The sequence below is a fragment of the Enterovibrio baiacu genome (assembly GCF_004120195.1).
In the GTDB taxonomy this organism is placed as follows: Bacteria; Pseudomonadota; Gammaproteobacteria; order Enterobacterales; family Vibrionaceae; genus Enterovibrio; species Enterovibrio baiacui.
Genome location: NZ_SCHN01000007.1, coordinates 268212 through 287991 on the forward strand (window position 1 = coordinate 268212; position 19780 = coordinate 287991).

Sequence of the window (19780 nt, forward strand, 5' to 3'; positions counted from 1 at the left end):
ATGAAGAAATATCTAATAGCACTACTCACAATTTATTGGCTAGCGTGGCTTCCTTCAGCACACGCAGGGTTAGTTGTGGTTGTAAATCAAGATAACCCTGTCGAATCACTTTCAACGCGACAAGTTATCGATCTCTATATGGGAAGGCATACCTCTTACCCTGATGGACGCACCGTCAATACCACCGATCTCCCCGACAACAGCCAAGAGCGCGAAGATTTCTATCAACAATTAGTGGGCAAGTCTGTCGCCCAAATCAATGCGTATTGGGCAAGATTGTTATTTACCGGCAAAGCTGAGCCTCCTAAGGCGAGATCTTCTTCCGAAGATGTTGTGATGTATGTGGAAGGAAATTCCAATGCTATCGCCTATTTGTATGAAAACAGCGTAACGCCAGGACTTAAAGTGGTATACCGATTTGAAGATCCTCAATAAGAAAATTCATATACGCGTCGCAGCAGGTGTGGCTGGCGGTGCAATGATATTTGCCGTGATTGCTTCGGTGATATGGTTTTATCTCTCTTATCATCAAGAAGTTGACCGTTCACGTAGCCAAATTCGACAAATCATCACAACCGTCGAACAAACGGCGTCTATTGCCCTTTATCTCGGAAACAGAGAGCTTGCCGAAGAAGTGCTTCGTGGCCTTGAGGCGAATGACATTATTTCTGCCGCACGCTTAACCAGCCAAGATGGCCTATCAGCGTCATTTGAAGACACATCGACAAAATCACACACAGAAACTGCCGTTATCTTCCCTATCGTCTCCCCGTTTGATTCCACGGATGTTGTGGGCGACTTACTCGTTTATCCAAATCAAGATTACATTGAAAATACCGCGGTCTCGTTGGCAAACATCCAAGCAACAGTCTTGGTTATATACTCGGTGCTAATTGCCCTGCTTACCTTGGTCATCGTCAACCGCATTTTGACCGAGCCGATGAAAAACATTGCGAATCGTTTTCACCAAATTACGCCCGGGGATTCTTGCCGAATTGAAGTCCCTACAGCGCACAAACGTAATGAGATTGGAGCCTTGGTCGATGACATTAACGTGCTGTTAGATGCCGTGAATAATCAAATCGACAATGAGAGAGAGCTTCGCGCAGAAACGGAAAACCTGTCTAAAAAGTTTCGCTTTATCTTTGAGCGCGCAAGTGCGGGTATCGGCCTACTCGATGCGAACAATCAACTGATTGTCGCCAACCCTGCTCTTTTGCGGCTGCTGGGTCAAACCTTTATCGTTGATACCGACAGGTTCACAAAAACTGACTTCACGACGTACTTTAATGATCCTCAAGAGATTCAAGAGTTCATTGAAGAGTTCTGGGTGAAACCGGGTAATCAATTCTCTGCCATTGATATACAGCTAAGGCACAAAGTTCGCGCCGCCGATCGCTGGGTGCATTGTCTGTTCTCTAAAGTTGAAGACATTAACAATCCAGATGACAGCTTGGTCGAGATAGTGCTGTATGACATCACTGAACGTGCAGAGCGCGAACAGAACATTATCTATGAAGCTGAGCACGACCCTATAACCCAACTGCTTAACCGCCGTGCAGGGATGACCAAACTCGAAAACTCCCTAATCGATGCCGACAAGAAGCAACGTTACTTCGCGATACTCATGATTGACCTTGATGGCTTCAAGCGCGTGAATGATACCTACGGGCATGACGCGGGGGACAAAGTCATTATCGAAGTCGCTAACCGAATTAAACAATTCTTTAGAGGGTCGGATGTGGTCGCGCGTTGGGGGGGGGATGAATTCTTGATTGGTTTCTCCTACAACGCGACGTACGAGACTGCGGTGAGCGATATTGCCTCTGACTTGCAGCATCAAATTCAATTGCCGATTGATATTGGCCATGAGCAAACAGCGTCCGTTGGGTCGAGTATCGGCATTAGCTTATACCCTCAAGACGAGCAGACAGTGAGTGCGCTGATTGAGCAAGCGGACGAATCCATGTACTACGTGAAAAATAACGGTAAGAATTTCTATCGTTTTTACCAGAAAGAAGAGAGTACTGCGCCAGCGGGGAAATAGCCTCGCTTGATGTTGCTGCTGTTTTTTTAGCGCTAAATGCCATGCGTGTGTTTCTTCTCTTACCCTTCTTGGCCACGCCATAAGCAGATTTGGAAAGTCACAAGGCTTTTCACCTCTGCGGTCGACACAATACATGCCCTCTTACGACACATGCACTTAACTATAAAATGGTACGACGTTTGTTTGGTGTCGGCATGGCTCTTATGTAACAGTAAGGACAATGTACACAGGCAATGGAAAGGACAACAAGATGAATTCACTGCGGGTATCGGTCAGAGCCGTCTGCTATCAAGACGATAAGATTTTATTGGCTGAGCACAAAGATGAGCGCGGCCTTTGGTACATCATTCCCGGTGGTGGTATTCAACATAATGAAACGCTGGATCAGGCATTCGCAAGAGAGCTTCTCGAAGAAACAGGCGGTACAGCGACAATGGGAGACATTCTCTTTGTACGTGAAGTCATCGCTGACAAACTTGAGACCACGTTCCTGCCTGATCATCTTCATCAAATAGAGTTGTTTGTTGAAGCGAAAGGATTCCAAAGAATAGAAATGCCGTCTCAATTAGACAAAGATCAGATTGGTAGTGTCTGGATGCCTTTAGACAAACTCCAAGACCTGCTATTTTTTCCAAAAACCATGGTTCCTGCATTCCAGAAAAAGGAATTCAACGGGATATATCAGGGCCACATTCTCTAACTGTCGTGAACAACCCTCTCAATTCTTACATTATGTACAGATTTATAGGGAGAATACCGTCAGCCTAAGGGGATCCGTAACTGGCTAGACCATTCATGTCTGAACACTCAGTTACAATGCCCGACAAGATTAACAAGGGAAGATTTAAACTCGTTATCATGCAGCTAAATAACTATTACAACGTAGAAAACGGTCAATTTGTTTTCACTCGCCGTCAAGCTAGCCACTTCGCCAAGTTGGTTGCAGGTGACTTCAACCCTATCCACGATGAAGATTCAAAACGCTTCTGTGTCCCGGGTGATTTGTTGTTTTCTGTACTTCTCGCGAAAGCGGGCATTAGCCAGAATATGCATGTTTCGTTCGCTGGCATGATTTCAGATAACCTCGGCCTTGAAATTAAAGAAGGTGACTGTGGGAATCTGTCAGTGATCGACAGCAACGAGAAATGCTATCTCACCATGGCGCGATCTGGCGAAAACATTCAAAATGAAGCACTTGCCAGTCAGGTTGCTGAAAATTACGTGAAGTTTTCAGGCATGAACTTCCCGCATATCATGGTGCCTTTGATGGAAGAGTCCGGCATGATGATTAACCCAGATCGTCCGCTCGTGATTTACGAAAGCATGGAACTGAACTTCCACCATCTTGATTTTCACTCTCCAACGGTGGAGTTGACTGACTCTCGTATGGATGTGAACGGCAAACGTGGCACAGTTACCCTGTCTTTTTGCTTTAAAGAGAATGGCGACATCATTGGCCAAGGCAGAAAGAAAATGGTGTGTAGCGGTTTGAAGGCGTTTGAAACCGACGCCGTTGAAGGTTTAGTCAATAAATTTAACAGTCGTAAATCAGAATTCCTCTCCGCACTGCCTGCATAAGTCTTTGTTATAACGTATACAGCCCCGTATAAAGCGGGGTTTTGTTTACTGTTCAATGTCTTACTTTTGAATTCGAACCAACATTTCTAAGACAATGTTCTATATTTAACTTAAGTCACCAGTGCTGGAGTTGAATATGTCTAACCAATCGTTACTCGCTCATGTCGATAAGCTTCCTAAAATCCCCAAAGTCGTTCAAGAATTGATGGACTTGGTAAACAGCGACAGTTCAGATATGAACCAGATCGCCCAAAAAATTTCCCTCGAACAAGTTATCAGTGCCCGCGTGTTGCGCATGTCTAATTCTGCGCACTTTGGTCGAGGCAGAACAGTGTCATCAGTCGACGATGCGGTTGTTCGATTAGGCCTTGGCCCTATCCGTACGTTGGTGACAGCGTCAGCATTGATGAGTGCTTTCCCGAAAATTGAAGGGCTTGATTTGAATGCTTTTTGGGGCACCACGTTTGAAGTGGCCACGTTGAGCAAAGTCATTGCCAAAGAGCTAAAAGCAGACCAAAACGAAGCCTTTACTGCCGGCATGTTGCACAACATCGGTGATCTGCTTATTTACACGGTTTACCCAGACAAAGCGCAGAAAGTAGAACTGCACATGGAAGCCGGTAAAACCAAGCCAGAAGCGCAGCAAATTGTGTTAGACACTGATTGCGCGCAGCTTGGTGGTCAACTCGCGAAAACGTGGAAGTTTGCAGACACTTTGATAGACGCCATTGAGAATCAGTTTGGTGCAGTACAAGGTGATAACTTCTCACAACTTGCCGCCATCATTAATCTGTGCAGCAAGATTGATCAAGAGTGGGATGAGCTTGCTGAAGGTGATGATAAACGTACATGGCTCAATCACCAGCTTGAATACAGCATGCTAGGGTTGAATGAAGACTTAATTGAACTCATTAACAACAACCGTGGCATCGGTAAAGACATGGCCAATCAGCTGCTGTAATGCGCGTCGTCAATTGTCAGTTATAAGCCTAAAAAACCGCCTTCACGGCGGTTTTTCATGTGACATCATCAATAACAGGCGCTTTGGGTTACAAGAAATACTCCGACATTGATAGGTACTTGTCTCGAATATGTTCGATCAGCTTTTTCACTTTGTTTGGCGGATGGCGAGTAAACGGATAAATCGCATAAATCCCCAAACGTTTCGCAACCAGCGATGGGAAGATATCGACTAACGCGCCGTTTTGTAAATCGTGATACACCAAACAGCGTGGTACATACACAATGCCATACCCTGCTAAAGCAGCCTTTCGCAGTGCAGCCGCGTTGTTCGTTGAAAAGTTGCCTGACACACGCACAATGCGTTTCTCTTTGCTCTGGCTTTTATACGCGGTGTTAGATGCCCCACTCCCCATATCATCGTCAGCGTAAAACTCCCAATCAGCCGCCCCTGTCGATTGATAGGTGTAATGCAGACAATTATGATCCACCAGCGCGTCAGGGGTTGAAGGTTGTCCGCACCGCTCTATATAGGTGGGTGATGCACATACAATCCATTGAGAATCGATAAGGTGGCGCGCAATCAAGCTAGAGTCTTCGAGATAGCCAGTTCGAATGGCAAGGTCGAACCCTTCATCAATCAAATCCACAAAGCGATTACTCAGGATCACATCGATGTTCAATCCCTGATGCTGATGACAAAAGTCAGCAATGCATTCCGCCAAAAGTAGATCGCCAGAAATGGTCGGTACGGACACCTGCATGTGCCCTTTCATTGTCTCGCGAATCGCAGAGACGGCGTGCGTAGCATCTTGAGTCAGCAGCGCCATCTGCTTTGCGGTTGGAAGCAGTGTTGTACCCGCCTCGGTGAGTGAGACTTTTCGCGTCGTTCGATGCAATAACTGAACATTAAGATCTTCTTCCAATCGACGAATACGCTTACTCACCACGGAATACGCTAAATCATACTTTTCCGCCGCTAACTTGAACGAACCCAGTTCAGCCACGTTGGCAAACAAAACCATGTCATCTGCTTTCATTGATTATTCGCTTTTTGGAAAGAATAAATTCATTTAATGCCATTTATTCACCAATGCCAATCTTCTAAGCTGAATTCATCGTACGAAGCCGCGCTCCGTCACAACATATGATGGGCAAACATGAACAATGAATGTTCAGGTCGTTTGGGTATACAAGTGTTTAAGGATGATACATGCTCATTTCTCGGATCTATCCGCACAAACCTCACAAGGTCTATCTCTACGCAACGTGTTTAGTGGATATGTTTGACCCCGAAACCGGCGTTGATGCCGTTGCACTCCTTGAGCAGTTGGGCATTGAGGTGGAATACGTACCGAAACAAACCTGTTGCGGCCAGCCAGCCTACACGTCGGGGTATACCGCAGAAGCGCGAACCATTGCTGAGCATCAAATGTCGTTGTTTCCCGAGCCAATCCCGATCGTCATTCTCTCTGGTTCCTGTGGCGGAATGATGGTGCATCATTACCCGAGGATCTTTAATGATCATCCCCTACACCAACAGGCGATTGCCTTTTCAGAGCGTGTTTTTGAACTTACGGAGTTTCTTACCAGCGTGTGCCATGTCCAGTTAACGGACAAAGGCAATGCTACAACGGTGGTTGTGCATACTTCCTGCGCTGCGCGACGTGAAATGAACGTTCATAAACATTCTGCACACTTACTCAGTCAACTGACCAATGTTGAGGTGAAATCCGCGGATTATGAAGAAGAATGCTGCGGATTTGGTGGCACGTTTTCCATTAGGCACCCCAATATCAGTGAAGCCATGGTGGAGGATAAAACCCGCAATATTCTCAACACAGACGCTGACCAACTGATCAGTGCTGATTGGGGCTGTATGTTGAACATCAACGGCGCACTCGAATACCAGGGACAAGCATTCAAAGGCAAACACATCGCCCGTTTTCTCGCAGAGCGATTAAAAAGCCATGATGCTCTAACAGAGGCGAGCAGCCAGAGCACAAACCACGCTGGAGTGAACCCATGAGTCACACTCAACCGGAAATGTTTCACCCACAAGCGAAGCATGCCCTTGCCGACAAGGAGCTGCGTCAGAATTTCCGCGGTGCGATGGATTACCTTCGTCATAAACGCAAAGACGCTTTTCCTGATGCTGACGAGGAAAAAGCGGTGCGCGATCTGGCAGAAGCCATTCGGCAACGTTGCCTGAACAAACTGCCTGATCTGTTATTGCAATTAGAAGCCAACTGCATGCGAAATGGCATTCAAGTGCACTGGGCTGAAGATGCCGAACAAGCTAATCAAATCTTCGCGGATATCGCCAAGGCACAAGATGCTCACCTGCTCGTCAAAGGAAAGTCCATGGTGAGCGAAGAGATTGGCCTGAATCATGACATGGAAACCCGGGGCATCCGCTGCTTAGAAAGCGACATGGGTGAATATATCGTTCAGCTTGATGGTGATACGCCTTCACACATCATCATGCCTGCCATCCATAAAAACAAACAACAGGTGTCCGATACGTTCGAGCACAACATCGACAATTTCGCGCCCACTACGGACGTTGATTCACTCATCCAAACGGGACGTAATATGCTACGTAACGCGTTTGAAGAGGCAGAAATTGGGGTGTCAGGCGTTAACTTTGCCATCGCAGAAACCGGCACCTTGTGTTTAGTCGAGAACGAAGGCAACGGACGAATGTGTACCACCATTCCTGATGTTCATATCGCCATCACTGGCATTGAAAAAGTGGTGGAGTGTTTGAGTGACATCCCACCTCTCTACAGTGCGTTAACCCGCAGCGCAACCGGCCAAGCCATCACAACCTATTTCAATATGATCAGTGGCCCCCGCAAAAGCGATGAACATGACGGGCCAAGGCAAGTGCATTTGGTGCTACTCGACAATGGGCGCTCTCAGGCGTATCAAGACGAGGAGTTACGTAAAACGCTGCAGTGCATCCGTTGCGGGGCGTGCATGAATCATTGCCCTGTGTATACGCGTATTGGCGGTCACGCCTATGGCACCGTATATCCAGGCCCCATTGGTAAAATTATCTCGCCGCATCTGATAGGTATCAAAGAAACCCAATCTTTGATTACCGCATCCAGTCTTTGCGGTGCATGTGAAGAAGTGTGCCCAGTTCGAATTCCCATCCCTGCGCTGCTCCAACGGTTACGTCAGGAATCGAAAAACAAAGTACAAGCCAATCATGAACCACTCAAAGGGCAGGAAGAAGCAAAGCAACCCTTGGAGAAAGCCGCAATGAAAGGGTTCGCCTTTACGGCAACACACCCTTCTCTCTATCACGGCGCACTAGACACAGCACGTCACATGAATGGCCTTATTCCCAACCATATCGGGAATTGGACCCAATGCCGCGTTAAACCCACGCTCGCCAAAACTTCCTTAAAAACCTTACTGGCGAACAAGGCAAAAGAGAAAGAGGCAGGAGAAGTGAAATGAATTCGTCATCCCAAAAATCGGCACTTTCTGTAGCATCGTCAACAGCACGTGCGCGAATCTTTTCTCGTTTAAACGCTGGCAAGGCTGCATCGATGGATAATCCCGCTGTAGACGCATCTCAACACGCAGAACACGCGACTAATTGGCAACCTTGGCATTCAGACAATCGAGACGTGTTGAGTGCACGCTTGAGAGACACACTCTCTGCCAGTCATGCAGAAGTCCATCACATTGAGGCTGATAACATCGAGTCTGCACTTGCTCATTGTTTGCACGCAGCGTCCATTTCTCGATTGTTGGTCGGCAAAGCAAACCCATATGCTGACGCCCTCGAAGCAGCTTCACCTGCAATGGGTGTGACGAAATACGATCAAGACATTGAAGCCGTTAAGCATGATTTGTTTCATGACATCGACGCGGGTTTCTCTGTCTGCCCTGCCGCAATTGCAGATACAGGGACTTTGGCATTGTTCACAGGCGAAGAAGAACCGAGAGCCTTATCACTGGTTCCGCCGATACACATTGCTATCATCCATGAACGTGACATCGTCGCAAATTTTGGTGCGCTAATGGAAACGGCCGCGTGGACAAGGGCAAACTGGTCAGAAGATCCATTGACCAACCTCTTACTGATTTCTGGGCCATCAAAAACCGCAGACATACAACAAACGCTGGCCTACGGCGCGCATGGACCTAAGCGCCTTATTGTCTTTGTGGTGAAGGAGCAACCATGAGTAACACGCGAGAATCGCAAGAAGCACAAAAACAACAAAGCAAACGCGCCCTAACGCCGTTGCTTGCAACGTTACGACAACGTATACCTGAATCTCGCGTCATTACTGACGAAGCAAAGCGATTAGCGTACGGCACAGACGCGAGCTTTTATCGGCTCGTACCACAAGTGATTGTCCAGGCTGACGATCTTGGTGACATTCTGTTTATCATCAAAACCTGCAGCGACTTTGCCTTTCCTTTTACATTTCGCGCCGCAGGCACCAGTTTGTCAGGTCAAGCGGTCACAGACTCCGTACTGATTACGCTGACGGACAACTGGCGACATCATGACATCCTCAATAACGGAGAGCAGATTCGTTTACAGCCAGGCGTGATCGGGGCAGACGCGAACCGCTACCTTGCTCCTTTCCAACGCAAGATCGGCCCGGATCCTGCCTCCATCAACAGCTGTAAAATCGGTGGCATCGCGGCCAACAATGCCAGTGGCATGTGTTGTGGCACGGCACAGAATACGTATCGCACCGTTCAAGCCATGAAGATCGTGTTTCAAGACGGGACGCTGTTAGATACTGAAAACCCCGAATCTGTGGAGGCATTCAAGGCCTCTCATGCGCACTTAATTGAGGGGATTCAACAGCTGTGTGCGGATGTCTCTAACAATGCTGAGCTTAAATCCCGAATTTCACACAAATACCGACTGAAAAACACCACGGGCTATGCGCTCAATGCACTGATTGATTTCACCGATCCTATCGACGTGTTGACCCATTTGATGGTGGGTTCAGAAGGCACACTCGGGTTTATCGCGGACATTACTTACAACACCGTGATTGAGCATCCGAATAAAGCATCCGCGTTAATGGTGTTTGAAGACATCGAATCTGCATCACTGGCCGTCACCGCGTTATCGCATTGCCCCGTCTCTTCCGTTGAAATGATGGATGGACGCGCCCTTCGCTCTGTCGCCGATAAAGCGGGCATGCCAGATTTCATGCCACTGTTGAATCTTGAACATTGCGCCCTATTGATTGAATCGCGCGCCAGTGATGAACACACATTGAATACCCAATGCCAACAGATCATTGAGACCTTGGCGGACTATCGGATTCCCTATCAAGTGGCATTTACCGCCGATGCGCACACGGTCGGGACACTTTGGGGAATCAGAAAAGGCATGTTTCCCGCCGTGGGCGCGGTCAGAGAAGCAGGTACGACCGTTATCATTGAAGACGTGGCATTTCCGGTTGAACATCTCGCGAACGGCATACGTGAACTGCAGTCCTTGTTTGATGAATTCGAATACCATGAAGCCATCATTTTTGGTCATGCACTCGAAGGGAATTTGCACTTTGTGTTTACCCAAGGGTTCGATGAGCAACGTGAAATAAAACGTTATGGCGATTTCATGGATGCAGTCGCACAACTTGTTGCGGTGAAATACCAAGGGTCATTGAAAGCTGAACATGGCACTGGGCGTAACATGGCGCCCTATGTGGAGCTGGAATGGGGATCAGATGCGTACGCCTTGATGAAACGCATTAAGACCCTTTTTGACCCGCACGGATTGCTCAATTCTGGCGTGATCATCAATGACGATCCGAATGCCCACATTACCCACTTAAAACCCATGCCAAAAGCGGATGACTTGATTGACCGCTGTATTGAGTGTGGGTTCTGTGAAGCGGTGTGCCCCTCTAGAACCTTGTCCCTGTCACCGAGACAACGCATTGTGCTGTATCGAGAGCTACAACGGCTTGAAAAAACACCCAATGCCGATGAATCACGTAAAGCGGAATTGAAGAAGACATTTGATTATCTGGGCGTTGATACCTGTGCCGCCACTGGCTTATGTGCAGAGCGCTGCCCGGTTGGCATCAATACAGGGGATTTGATCAAGCAAATCCGCACTGAAAAGTACCAACGCTACCAACCGATCGCGCGCTGGACAGCAAAGCACTTCTCAACCGTGACCGCCTTGACCAAGATAAGCCTCAAAACCAATCAGGTGCTTCAACATACGTTAGGAGAGAAAGCGCTAGATTCGACAGTGAACGGGTTAAGAAACATAACGCATCAACGCACACCAGAATGGCATGCCGCCTTTCCTTCGCCCAATGCGTATCGATTGAAAGCGAGCGCAGAGCGCCGTCAGAAGAAAGTGGTGTATTTCCCGTCTTGTGCCAGCCGCAGCATGGGCAATGAGATTGGCAGTGAGGAGGAAAGAAGCCTTACGGAAGTGACAGTGTCACTACTTGAGCGCGCAGGCTATCAAGTGATTCTTCCTAAACAGGTCAACAACCTTTGCTGCGGCATGCCCTATGACAGTAAAGGCATGAAAGACATCAGTAAGGACAAGCACTACAGGCTTGAAGCGGCACTGTGGCAAGCGAGTGAATTGGGTAAATGGCCGATCCTCATGGACACAAGTCCCTGCAAAAAACTCACCCATGAAGGGCTCACTTTCCCGCTCGATGTGTTCGAACCCTCAGAGTTCATCATGCAGTATTTGTTTGATGATCTGGATATCACACCCATTGATGACACGGTGATGCTGCACATCACCTGCAGCACGCGTCGCATGGGGTTAGCGGATAATTTTGAAAAGGTTGCAAAGCGATGCGCGAAGCATGTCGTCGTGCCTGAACACATTGAATGCTGTGGCTTTGCAGGCGATAAAGGCTTTTTCACCCCCGAACTGAATGCGTCCGCTACCGCACCGTTAAAAGAACAAATTCCCGAGGGTTGTACGAAGGGATTCAGCAACAGCCGAACCTGTGAAATTGGCCTGACGCGACACAGCGGTATTCCCTATCGCTCTATCCTTTATTTACTCGATGCAGCGACGACCGGCGTCACCTCTATCAGCCGTAAAAAGCAGAAAGAGCGAGAAGCATTAGAAGAAGATGTGTAAGTCTCCGTTTGGCATCGATTAGACAAATTCAGGGAGAAGGCTTTCTCCCTCATCCAACTCAAATTCAAGCGGTGCCGTTCTGTGCGGTACGCCTTGTATTTGCGCAAGTAAAGAGAGCATGGCTTTTTCTCCGGTTTGGCGGTCGGGTGTCACAATACTGGCTAATCGCGGCATCATGGATTGGCCTATGTCGAGTGCATGCACGCCTGCAATACCGATGTCCTCAGGCACGTTGATGGATTGTCGCTGACACTCAAGTAATACTCCTGCCGCGATCTCATCGTCCGTGCAGAAAAAGGCGTCGGTTTCTGGGTAGCGCTCAAGCACTTTTCGTGTCATCTGGCGCGCGAGAAAGACCGATGACATCGACTTCGCTGACAGACTGCGAGGCGTGAGCGAATGCTCGTCCATCGCCTCGACATAACCTTGTGTCTTCTCTCGGGTGAATATGCCCTTTTTCGCGCTCAAACAAACGATATGCTTATAACCACGTTCAATCATCATAGTGACCATAGAGCGCGCGGCGAACGTGTTGTCGACGCCCACAGACGGCGTCGATGAGCCGTCGCTTGCTTCCATCATCTCAACCACAGGCACACCGGCGGTTTTGAGCATTTTCTGAATTCTCGCTGAGTGATCTGATCCCGCTAAAATCAAGCCATCCACATTGAAAGACAAGAGTGTCTCAATCCGCTTTTCTTCAACGGCTTGATCATAGTCGTATTGGGCATACATCAACTGATACCCGGATTCTTCCGCCACACTCTCGATACCACGAATCACACCTTGGAATACGGGATGACTTAACGACGGCAGAATAACCCCCAGGGTTTGGCTGCATTGGTTTGAAAGAATGTTTGGCAGGCAATTAGGGATGTAACCGATCTCTTCCAACGCGGCGGCAATTTTCTCGCTAGTCTTAGGTGCCACCTTTTCAGGCGAACGCAGGTATCGGCTCACTGTCATTTTGGTCACGCCAACGTGGTCGGCAATGTCTTGCATGGTGGGACGACGAGGTTTTTGCATTCGACCTACTCCTTGTACACGCGCTTCTTCAATGCTTTCTGCTTTAAGTTTCTGAACAGATAGCCGCTTTCGCCACAAACAATGATGGAAGTGTGACGGGTAACGTAGAGAGAAACGCGCTTGCTTACATGCCAACAAGCGTCGATGGATAAACCACGCCGCAATGAAGCGAGATGAAGGTATTAGGTAGCGAGTTACTGCTTGGTTTTATCAATGCGCACAAATCGCGCAAACTTTGGAATGCCGTACTTGGTGTATCCGTTGTAGCGGTATGTCACTTTGCTGCCTATCGGTGGTGGCGCCTCGCGTTGTTTGTCGCTAAACCCCGACCCAATCTTGAAGGTTTTCCCGTTGGCCATACGAACAACAATCGCGCCCATCATATTGATGTACTTGCCTTTGCCTTCAACATAACCAATCACTTCGGCTTCTGCGTCTTGCGCAATTTTTACTTTAAGCAAGCTGATGTCCCTGCCTTGAATATAGATTTCATCAACATGGCGCAACATGATGCCTTCCGCCCCTAATTGATGAAGTCTGTTCAGTTCTGTTTGAATGTGTACATCGCTTTGTGCAGGGTAATGAGGAATCAGTGAGAGATGCTCAGGAACGTCAGTAAGTGAATCAGACAAAGACGCTAAATACTCTTCTATGGCTTGGGTTCGTTGGGAAAAGTTTCCTTGCTGATTAGGCGCATCAAACAACATGAAGCGAATGGTTTTCCATTGTTGCTCGTTCGGCATGTCATCCATCACCACCGATAATGTGTGTTCGAACTTCCCTCTTCCGCCCCACAATTCGCCTTCCACGGGAAATGCAGGCAACACATCCGTAAACCAACGAGGTGCGTGAATGTCATGGCCCGTGCGCGTGACCAGACGCTCGCCTGTCCAATACGCGCGGATCCCATCAAGCTTTTCGCTATATACGTACCGAGACCAATCTCGCGAGTCACTGTGTTCATAGTCCATTGCAAGCAGTGGGAGGTAGGTTGTGCTTTGAGGCTTCCCCAGAGCATGAGCATGGCTTGTACTCAATAACGCAATGCTCAGAATATTAATGCTAACACTATGTTTCACTGTAACTTTCCATCCCTATCAACGTAGATAAATCCCTAACACACTCATCGAAATGCATTGTTATCTGCGAGCGATAGAGACTCTAATTCGGTCTCCGTGAATGGGATTGTCTTTGTAGGTCTACATAGATGGTTGCATTTTCATACAGAAAAAAGGCGCGTTCTCTCGATACGCGCCTTTCATGCTTAACACTCTGTTTAACGTTGACTTCTTACGTTTCTACTCATGCATACGCATAGATAAAAGTGCCGTCTTTAATGGTGTTAATCACCTTTTTAGACAAGTAGCTCGGTAACGCGGGGCAGCCCCAACTGCGCCCAAGCTGACCCGTTTGAGAGATAACTTTTGGATTAGCATACGCAGCACCATGAATCACGATAGCTCGGCGTCTGGCGTTGTCATTCACCCCTTTCGAAAGTCCGTCTAAGCGCAAAGAATAACCATGCTTGCCATAGTAAGTTTCGCTGGCACGGAAAACACCGAGAGACGTTTGGTGTGAATTCACACGGTTTGAAAACTTCTTCGCATACAGGTGGCCGCTGTTTTTGCCGTGAGAGACATACGACGAAAACAAGGTTTTACGTTTCGCCACGTCAAACACCCAAAAGCGTTTCTCTGACGATGGTTTACCGTAGTCGATCAGTGTAAACACAGGTCGTGCGCTTCGACTGAATTTGAAGTGATTGTAAGCGTCGGCAAATTTTTCAAACGACAGTTCGTGTTTTACGCCGAGTTGGTTGTACATGGTATAAGCGTCAGGCAGCGGTGTTGCTGCTGCAGTGCTTGAATACATCAAGGTAGAAAATGCGATTAACGTCAGCGCACAAAATGCTTTTAATGCCCTAAACATGGTATTCCCTTAAAAAATGATACTTAACCCAACAAAGCAATGCCTTTACCCGATGGGGTTTAGGATTGCCGCTTTGTTGTAATGCGTACCAAAATCCGTGCCAGAACAGCGCGCGAGCGATGAGTGACTTGGATTACATATAAAAATTCAATGAATTAGATAATGAAGGGTGATCCATTCTTCTCTGCGCATTGGGCCACAAACACAAGAAAACAGCGTGAACGGCCTGTCTTTGCCGCCTTGCTTCCTGTGAATGCGGAATCTTGCCATAGGGGATATACGCAAAAAAGCCAGCGCGGGCGCTGACTTTCTATTTATCGAAACTTGTGACTCCATTTTAATACAGAGGTGTAAAGTAATTAAATTTGGTCAATGGCATTCTTGATGCGCTTATCTGAAATTGGGTAAGGCGTGCCGAGTTGTTGAGCGAAGAAACTCACGCGAAGCTCCTCTATCATCCAGCGAATGTCTTTCACGGCTGTCGGCACTTTTTGCCCTTTCGGGATCTTGTTTAACAACTCTTTGTAATCACCGGTGACAGATTCAATTTTCAGCATGTGTAAACGATCGCGGTTAGGATCAACCGGCAATTTATCTAATCGACGCTCTACGGCATTTAAGTATCGCTGAATGTCTGGCAAGCGTTTCCAGCCGCATTCGGTCGCAAAACCTTTAAAGATCAAACCGTCGACCTGCGCCTTAATGTCCGACATCGCAAATGCCATGGTAAAGTCGATTTTACCTTTCAACTTCTTATTGATGTTGAACGCCGTCGTCAGGATTTGCTCCACTTGCTTAGCAATGTCGACCACGGTATCACCCAATTCGCCGCGAACGACTTCTTTGAGCGCGTTAAAGTCTTCAGACTGCCATTTCAAACCGCCCTGCGCTTCGACAAGCTTATCGACACCACAGGCAATACAGTCATCAATCAGATCCAACACGCGCCCGTACGGATTAAAGTACAAGCCAAGCTTCGATTTGTTCGGCAAGTTATCGTGAAGGTACTTAATCGGTGACGGCACGTTCAACAGAATCAATCGACGTTGACCTTGGGCCATGACTTGTTGCTGTTCATCTTCCGTTTCGAATAGCTTAATGCCTACCGAGTCTTTGTTATCGACAATCGCAGGGAAGGCTTTGACTTCAAAACCACCGCGCTTTTGCGTGTACATTTGTGGCAATGCACCAAAGCTCCACGTCGTTAAGCCTTGCTGTTCAATATCGTCATCCGCCACTTGAGACAGGGTTTCTTGTACCTTTTCCTTCAAGCTGTCTTTTAACGCATAAAGATCTTGGTTTTCTTTTAGCTTGCGGTTCTTATGGTCAACCGCGCGGAAAGAAATCTTTAAGTGTTCCGGCAACTGATCGGGTTGCCAGTTCTCGCGCAGCACTGTCACACCCGTCATGCGCTTCAATTCGCGCTCTAACGCATCAAGCAGCGGCATTTCCATTGGCGTAACTCGCTGTAGGAAGGCTGAGGCATAGTTTGGCGCGGGCACAAAGTTACGTCGTAACGTTTTTGGCAATGACTTTATCAGGGCAACAATCAACTCATGGCGTAACCCTGGTATTTGCCAATCGAACCCTTCAGGGTCAACTTGGTTAAGCACAGGCAATGGCACATGCACCGTTACACCATCATGATCTTCCCCCGGCTCGAACTGGTAACTCAAACGCAGTTTCAAGTTACCTTGGAACCAGAAGTTCGGGTAATCCAGATCAGTCACATGGCTGGCATCACCCGCCAACAGCATGTTCTTTTCAAAGTTCAGCTTTTCAGGTTCATTCTTGCTGACCTTCTTCCACCACGTGTCGAAATGACGGCCAGACACCACGGTATGATCGATACGCTGATCGTAGAAACCATAAAGCGTCTCGTCATCCACCAAAATATCGCGGCGGCGAGATTTAAGCTCGAGCTCTTCCACTTCCGCCAACAACTTGCGGTTTTGGTGGTAGAACTTGTGCTTGGTTTCCCAATCCCCTTCTACTAGCGCAGAGCGGATGAAGATTTCACGACTGATGACAGCATCAATATGGCTGTAATTAACCTTACGCTTTGGCACGATCGGAATGCCATACAGCATCACTTTCTCGTGGGCAAAGACGGCCGCTTGTTTTTTCTCCCAATGCGGTTCGCTGTAGCTTCGCTTGATCAAATGCTTGGCGAGCGGCTCTACCCACTCAGGTTGAATCTTCGCAGCAACGCGGCCCCACAATTTCGAGGTTTCAACCAACTCAGCAACCATGACCCATTTCGGCTGCTTTTTGAAAAGGCCAGAGCCTGGGAAGATGCCAAAGCGCGCGTTCCGTGCACCTTGGTATTCGTTCTTCTCTTGGTCTTTCAAACCAATGTGAGAAAGCAAGCCCGCCAATAACGCGGTGTGAACCGCTTGGTAATCTGCAGGTTCTTGGTTGATCTTATACCCAAGCTCATGCACCACCTGACGAATTTGGAAGTGAACATCTTGCCACTCACGAACACGCAGGTAGTTCAAATACTCTTTCTTACACTGGCGACGGAATTGATTGCCTGACAATACTTTTTGTTGCTCGGCAATGTAATCCCACATGTTCACGAACGCGACGAAATCTGATTCTTTGTCGTTGAAGCGACTGTGCTTCTCGTCAGAAGCTTGTTTCTTGTCTGACGGGCGTTCACGCGGATCTTGAATCGACAGCGCCGATGCAATCACCATCACTTCTTTCAATGCGCCTAAACGGGCAGATTCCAACACCATACGCGCTAAACGCGGATCGATTGGTAGACGTGCCAATGCACGTCCTGTGTCTGTTAGACGTTTTGCGTCATCCTTACCGCCACCCTCTTTAAGCGCGCCAAGCTCTTCAAGAAGACGCACGCCGTCTTGAATGTTGCGGCTATCCGGCGGCTGAACAAACGGGAATGCGGCGATGTCACCAAGGCCAATCGCCGTCATTTGAAGAATAACGGAGGCCAAATTGGTGCGCAGAATTTCAGGATCCGTAAATTCTGGACGAGAAAGGAAATCCTCTTCAGAGAACAAACGAATACAGATACCGTCAGAAACACGACCACAGCGACCTTTACGCTGGTTCGCACTCGCTTGCGAAATGGCTTCAATCGGCAGGCGTTGTACCTTGGTACGGTAACTGTAACGCGAAATACGCGCCGTACCTGGGTCGATCACGTATTTGATGCCAGGAACCGTTAGCGAGGTTTCCGCGACGTTGGTTGCCAAGACAATGCGGCGACCGCCGTGTGTTTGGAACACACGGTTTTGTTCTGCAGACGACAAGCGCGCATACAGCGGCAGAATTTCTGTGTCGCGTAAGTTGCGTTTGGTCAGCGCATCCGCGGTATCACGGATTTCTCGCTCGCCATTCATGAAAATCAGAATATCGCCGGGACCTTCGGCATGAAGCTCATCCACCGCATCAAAGATGGCTTGAAGCTGATCGCGATCTGTATCGTCACTGTCTTCCACAATAGGACGGTAACGGACATCAACGGGATACGTACGACCTGACACTTCAATGATTGGCGCACCACGGAAGTGGTTAGAGAAGCGCTCTGGGTCGATGGTGGCTGACGTGATCACCAGTTTTAAATCAGGGCGTTTCGGCAGAAGTTGCTTGAGGTAGCCAAGAATGAAATCGATGTTCAAACTGCGTTCGTGGGCTTCATCGATGATGATGCAGTCGTACTGATTGAGGTAACGGTCGTGCTGGATTTCTGCCAGCAAGATACCGTCGGTCATCAGTTTGACTCTCGATTCATCTGACACTTGGTCATTAAATCGAACCTTGTAACCCACGGTTTTACCCAGCTCGGTTTCAAGCTCTTCGGCAATGCGTGTCGCAACCGTACGTGCGGCAAGTCGACGTGGTTGTGTATGGCCAATGACGCCTGAAACACCTAGGCCAAGCTCCATACAAATCTTAGGAAGCTGGGTGGTTTTACCTGAACCTGTTTCACCCGCAACAATGACCACTTGGTGATTGGCAATGGCCTCTGCGATGTCGTCTTTTTTCTGACTAACAGGCAATAGCTCTGGGTAAGAAATCCTTGGTGTCGCTGACTGGCGTTGCAGCTTGATTTGCATTGAACGCGCGATATCGACGGCGATTTCTTCAAAGACGGCCTGGCGGGCTTCGTCTTTCTTAATGCGTTGCGCCCCTTTGATACGTTTGCTCAGACGAAATCTGTCTTTGATCATGCAGTCGTCGAGTGCGGCGAACAGTGTTTTTGCGTTATTTTGATGATTTGAACCGGTCAAAACGTTGTCCAAGAAATGCTGAAATGGATGAATAGCTGAGGATGGTAACTTTTTGGCAATAATGAATGCGGAGATACCATGTCAAAATTGGCCTAATTCTATCACAGTCCACGATAAACGCCCCACCATTCTGATTTTGCCCCTTCCTTGCAACCCTAGGGCTTACACCAAAGCATCAGCCTTATAGAAATCTAATTTTTATTCATGGTTTCTCAACCGTATAACAGTAAAGAATTTCTATGCTCCACGTAAATATCTCTTCTGTTGTGAACCGAATAGAGAAGCCACATAGTTGTGCTGTGAACGTCACTCAGCACCATGATGCAAATGTCTTCGTGTGCTGTTTACGGTTCACCCAGTTGGTTACGTTAAAAATACGATTTTGAAAAAATAAGGAATGAATTATGCCAGTTCAACATGCGAGCGCAGTTTGGGAAGGAACATTAAAAAACGGTAATGGTGTCATGAAATATGGCGATGTCACGGGCCCATTCACTTTCGCGTCACGTTTCGAAACAGGTAAAGGCACAAACCCAGAAGAGTTGCTTGGCGCAGCCCATTCAGGTTGCTATTCCATGTTTCTTTCTGCGTTGTTATCAGAAAAAAACTACTCTCCGACGATCAGCACGTCGGCAAAAGTGCATCTCGGCGAAGATGATGGACCAAAAATAACGCTGATTGAATTGGCCTCTGAGGTATCAGCAGAGGGTTTATCAAACGAAGAACTTCAGGAGTTGGGTGCTATTGCGAAAGAAAAGTGCCCCGTTTCTCGCCTGTTTTCAGGCACAGACATCACCTTATCTTTGTCTTTAAAATAATATCCCATCCCCCATGCAACGTCTTTTCTGATGATGAGCTACA

At 47.9% G+C, this 19780-nt stretch carries 15 protein-coding genes; 10 read left to right on the forward strand and 5 right to left on the reverse strand.

Annotated features, from left to right (window positions below; all coding sequences use genetic code 11):
- From EQP46_RS05985 to EQP46_RS06005, 5 genes are all read left to right on the forward strand, one after another.
- On the forward strand, nucleotides 1–435 hold the full coding sequence (locus tag EQP46_RS05985; RefSeq protein ID WP_194956727.1) for a type 2 periplasmic-binding domain-containing protein: 435 nt from the start codon (nucleotides 1–3) through the stop codon (nucleotides 433–435).
- Complete coding sequence (locus EQP46_RS05990; protein WP_129492778.1) at nucleotides 419–2047, forward strand: diguanylate cyclase domain-containing protein; 1629 nt, start codon at nucleotides 419–421, stop codon at nucleotides 2045–2047. Before EQP46_RS05985 ends, EQP46_RS05990 begins: the two co-directional genes overlap by 17 nt.
- A gap of 250 nt (nucleotides 2048–2297) precedes the next feature.
- On the forward strand, nucleotides 2298–2747 hold the full coding sequence (locus tag EQP46_RS05995) for an NUDIX domain-containing protein (RefSeq protein ID WP_129492779.1): 450 nt from the start codon (nucleotides 2298–2300) through the stop codon (nucleotides 2745–2747).
- Nucleotides 2748–2905: 158 nt separating this feature from the next.
- Complete coding sequence (locus EQP46_RS06000) at nucleotides 2906–3625, forward strand: DUF3581 family protein (protein ID WP_129492780.1); 720 nt, start codon at nucleotides 2906–2908, stop codon at nucleotides 3623–3625.
- 136 nt (nucleotides 3626–3761) lie between these two features.
- Nucleotides 3762–4586, forward strand: a complete 825-nt coding sequence (locus EQP46_RS06005) for an HDOD domain-containing protein (RefSeq protein WP_129492781.1) — start codon at nucleotides 3762–3764, stop codon at nucleotides 4584–4586.
- 88 nt (nucleotides 4587–4674) lie between these two features.
- Here the strand turns inward: EQP46_RS06005 and EQP46_RS06010 are convergent, their stop codons facing one another.
- The gene (locus EQP46_RS06010; protein WP_129492782.1) at nucleotides 4675–5625 is read right to left on the reverse strand and encodes a LysR family transcriptional regulator; all 951 of its coding nucleotides are present in this window, start codon (nucleotides 5623–5625) and stop codon (nucleotides 4675–4677) included.
- 173 nt (nucleotides 5626–5798) lie between these two features.
- Between EQP46_RS06010 and EQP46_RS06015 the strand changes: the two genes are divergently transcribed.
- From EQP46_RS06015 to EQP46_RS06030, 4 genes are read left to right on the forward strand one after another with little or no spacing between them, the layout of a single operon-like run.
- Nucleotides 5799–6614 carry a (Fe-S)-binding protein gene (locus EQP46_RS06015; RefSeq protein ID WP_129492783.1) on the forward strand — a complete coding sequence of 272 codons (816 nt, stop codon included), beginning with the start codon at nucleotides 5799–5801 and terminating at the stop codon, nucleotides 6612–6614.
- Entirely contained in the window at nucleotides 6611–8056 is a 1446-nt protein-coding gene (locus tag EQP46_RS06020; RefSeq protein WP_129492784.1) for a LutB/LldF family L-lactate oxidation iron-sulfur protein, read from the forward strand. Before EQP46_RS06015 ends, EQP46_RS06020 begins: the two co-directional genes overlap by 4 nt.
- Nucleotides 8053–8790: a LutC/YkgG family protein gene (locus EQP46_RS06025; protein ID WP_129492785.1), complete on the forward strand. Its 738-nt coding sequence runs from the start codon at nucleotides 8053–8055 to the stop codon at nucleotides 8788–8790. Before EQP46_RS06020 ends, EQP46_RS06025 begins: the two co-directional genes overlap by 4 nt.
- Nucleotides 8787–11702 (forward strand): FAD-binding and (Fe-S)-binding domain-containing protein, encoded by a 2916-nt coding sequence (locus EQP46_RS06030; RefSeq protein ID WP_129492786.1) that lies wholly within the window; start codon nucleotides 8787–8789, stop codon nucleotides 11700–11702. The genes EQP46_RS06025 and EQP46_RS06030 overlap by 4 nt, the downstream gene beginning before the upstream one ends.
- Nucleotides 11703–11720: 18 nt before the next feature.
- Here EQP46_RS06030 and EQP46_RS06035 read toward each other — a convergent pair whose 3' ends face one another.
- The 4 genes from EQP46_RS06035 to hrpA all read right to left on the reverse strand — a co-directional run bounded on the left by EQP46_RS06035 (nucleotide 11721) and on the right by hrpA (nucleotide 18919).
- Nucleotides 11721–12728 (reverse strand): LacI family DNA-binding transcriptional regulator, encoded by a 1008-nt coding sequence (locus tag EQP46_RS06035; protein ID WP_129492787.1) that lies wholly within the window; start codon nucleotides 12726–12728, stop codon nucleotides 11721–11723.
- Nucleotides 12729–12922: 194 nt separating this feature from the next.
- Nucleotides 12923–13807: a DNA ligase gene (locus EQP46_RS06040; RefSeq protein WP_129492788.1), complete on the reverse strand. Its 885-nt coding sequence runs from the start codon at nucleotides 13805–13807 to the stop codon at nucleotides 12923–12925.
- Between the two features lie 223 nt (nucleotides 13808–14030).
- Nucleotides 14031–14657, reverse strand: coding sequence for a murein L,D-transpeptidase catalytic domain family protein (locus tag EQP46_RS06045; RefSeq protein WP_129492789.1), 627 nt, complete (start codon nucleotides 14655–14657; stop codon nucleotides 14031–14033).
- A 359-nt stretch (nucleotides 14658–15016) separates the two neighbouring features.
- Nucleotides 15017–18919 carry an ATP-dependent RNA helicase HrpA gene (hrpA, locus tag EQP46_RS06050; protein ID WP_129492790.1) on the reverse strand — a complete coding sequence of 1301 codons (3903 nt, stop codon included), beginning with the start codon at nucleotides 18917–18919 and terminating at the stop codon, nucleotides 15017–15019.
- Between the two features lie 404 nt (nucleotides 18920–19323).
- Between hrpA and EQP46_RS06055 the strand changes: the two genes are divergently transcribed.
- On the forward strand, nucleotides 19324–19737 hold the full coding sequence (locus EQP46_RS06055; RefSeq protein ID WP_129492791.1) for an OsmC family peroxiredoxin: 414 nt from the start codon (nucleotides 19324–19326) through the stop codon (nucleotides 19735–19737).
- Nucleotides 19738–19780: the final 43 nt, after the last annotated feature.

What these genes read in the sequence shown, in the direction of transcription:
- EQP46_RS06030 (WP_129492786.1), top strand. Translation starts at nt 8,787, where the DNA reads ATGAGTAACACGCGAGAATCGCAAGAAGCACAAAAACAACAAAGCAAA.
- EQP46_RS06045 (WP_129492789.1), bottom strand. Translation starts at nt 14,657, where the DNA reads ATGTTTAGGGCATTAAAAGCATTTTGTGCGCTGACGTTAATCGCATTT.
- EQP46_RS06035 (WP_129492787.1), bottom strand. Translation starts at nt 12,728, where the DNA reads ATGCAAAAACCTCGTCGTCCCACCATGCAAGACATTGCCGACCACGTT.
- EQP46_RS06055 (WP_129492791.1), top strand. Translation starts at nt 19,324, where the DNA reads ATGCCAGTTCAACATGCGAGCGCAGTTTGGGAAGGAACATTAAAAAAC.
- EQP46_RS06010 (WP_129492782.1), bottom strand. Translation starts at nt 5,625, where the DNA reads ATGAAAGCAGATGACATGGTTTTGTTTGCCAACGTGGCTGAACTGGGT.
- EQP46_RS05995 (WP_129492779.1), top strand. Translation starts at nt 2,298, where the DNA reads ATGAATTCACTGCGGGTATCGGTCAGAGCCGTCTGCTATCAAGACGAT.
- EQP46_RS06020 (WP_129492784.1), top strand. Translation starts at nt 6,611, where the DNA reads ATGAGTCACACTCAACCGGAAATGTTTCACCCACAAGCGAAGCATGCC.
- EQP46_RS06005 (WP_129492781.1), top strand. Translation starts at nt 3,762, where the DNA reads ATGTCTAACCAATCGTTACTCGCTCATGTCGATAAGCTTCCTAAAATC.
- EQP46_RS06025 (WP_129492785.1), top strand. Translation starts at nt 8,053, where the DNA reads ATGAATTCGTCATCCCAAAAATCGGCACTTTCTGTAGCATCGTCAACA.
- EQP46_RS05985 (WP_194956727.1), top strand. Translation starts at nt 1, where the DNA reads ATGAAGAAATATCTAATAGCACTACTCACAATTTATTGGCTAGCGTGG.
- EQP46_RS06000 (WP_129492780.1), top strand. Translation starts at nt 2,906, where the DNA reads ATGCAGCTAAATAACTATTACAACGTAGAAAACGGTCAATTTGTTTTC.
- EQP46_RS06015 (WP_129492783.1), top strand. Translation starts at nt 5,799, where the DNA reads ATGCTCATTTCTCGGATCTATCCGCACAAACCTCACAAGGTCTATCTC.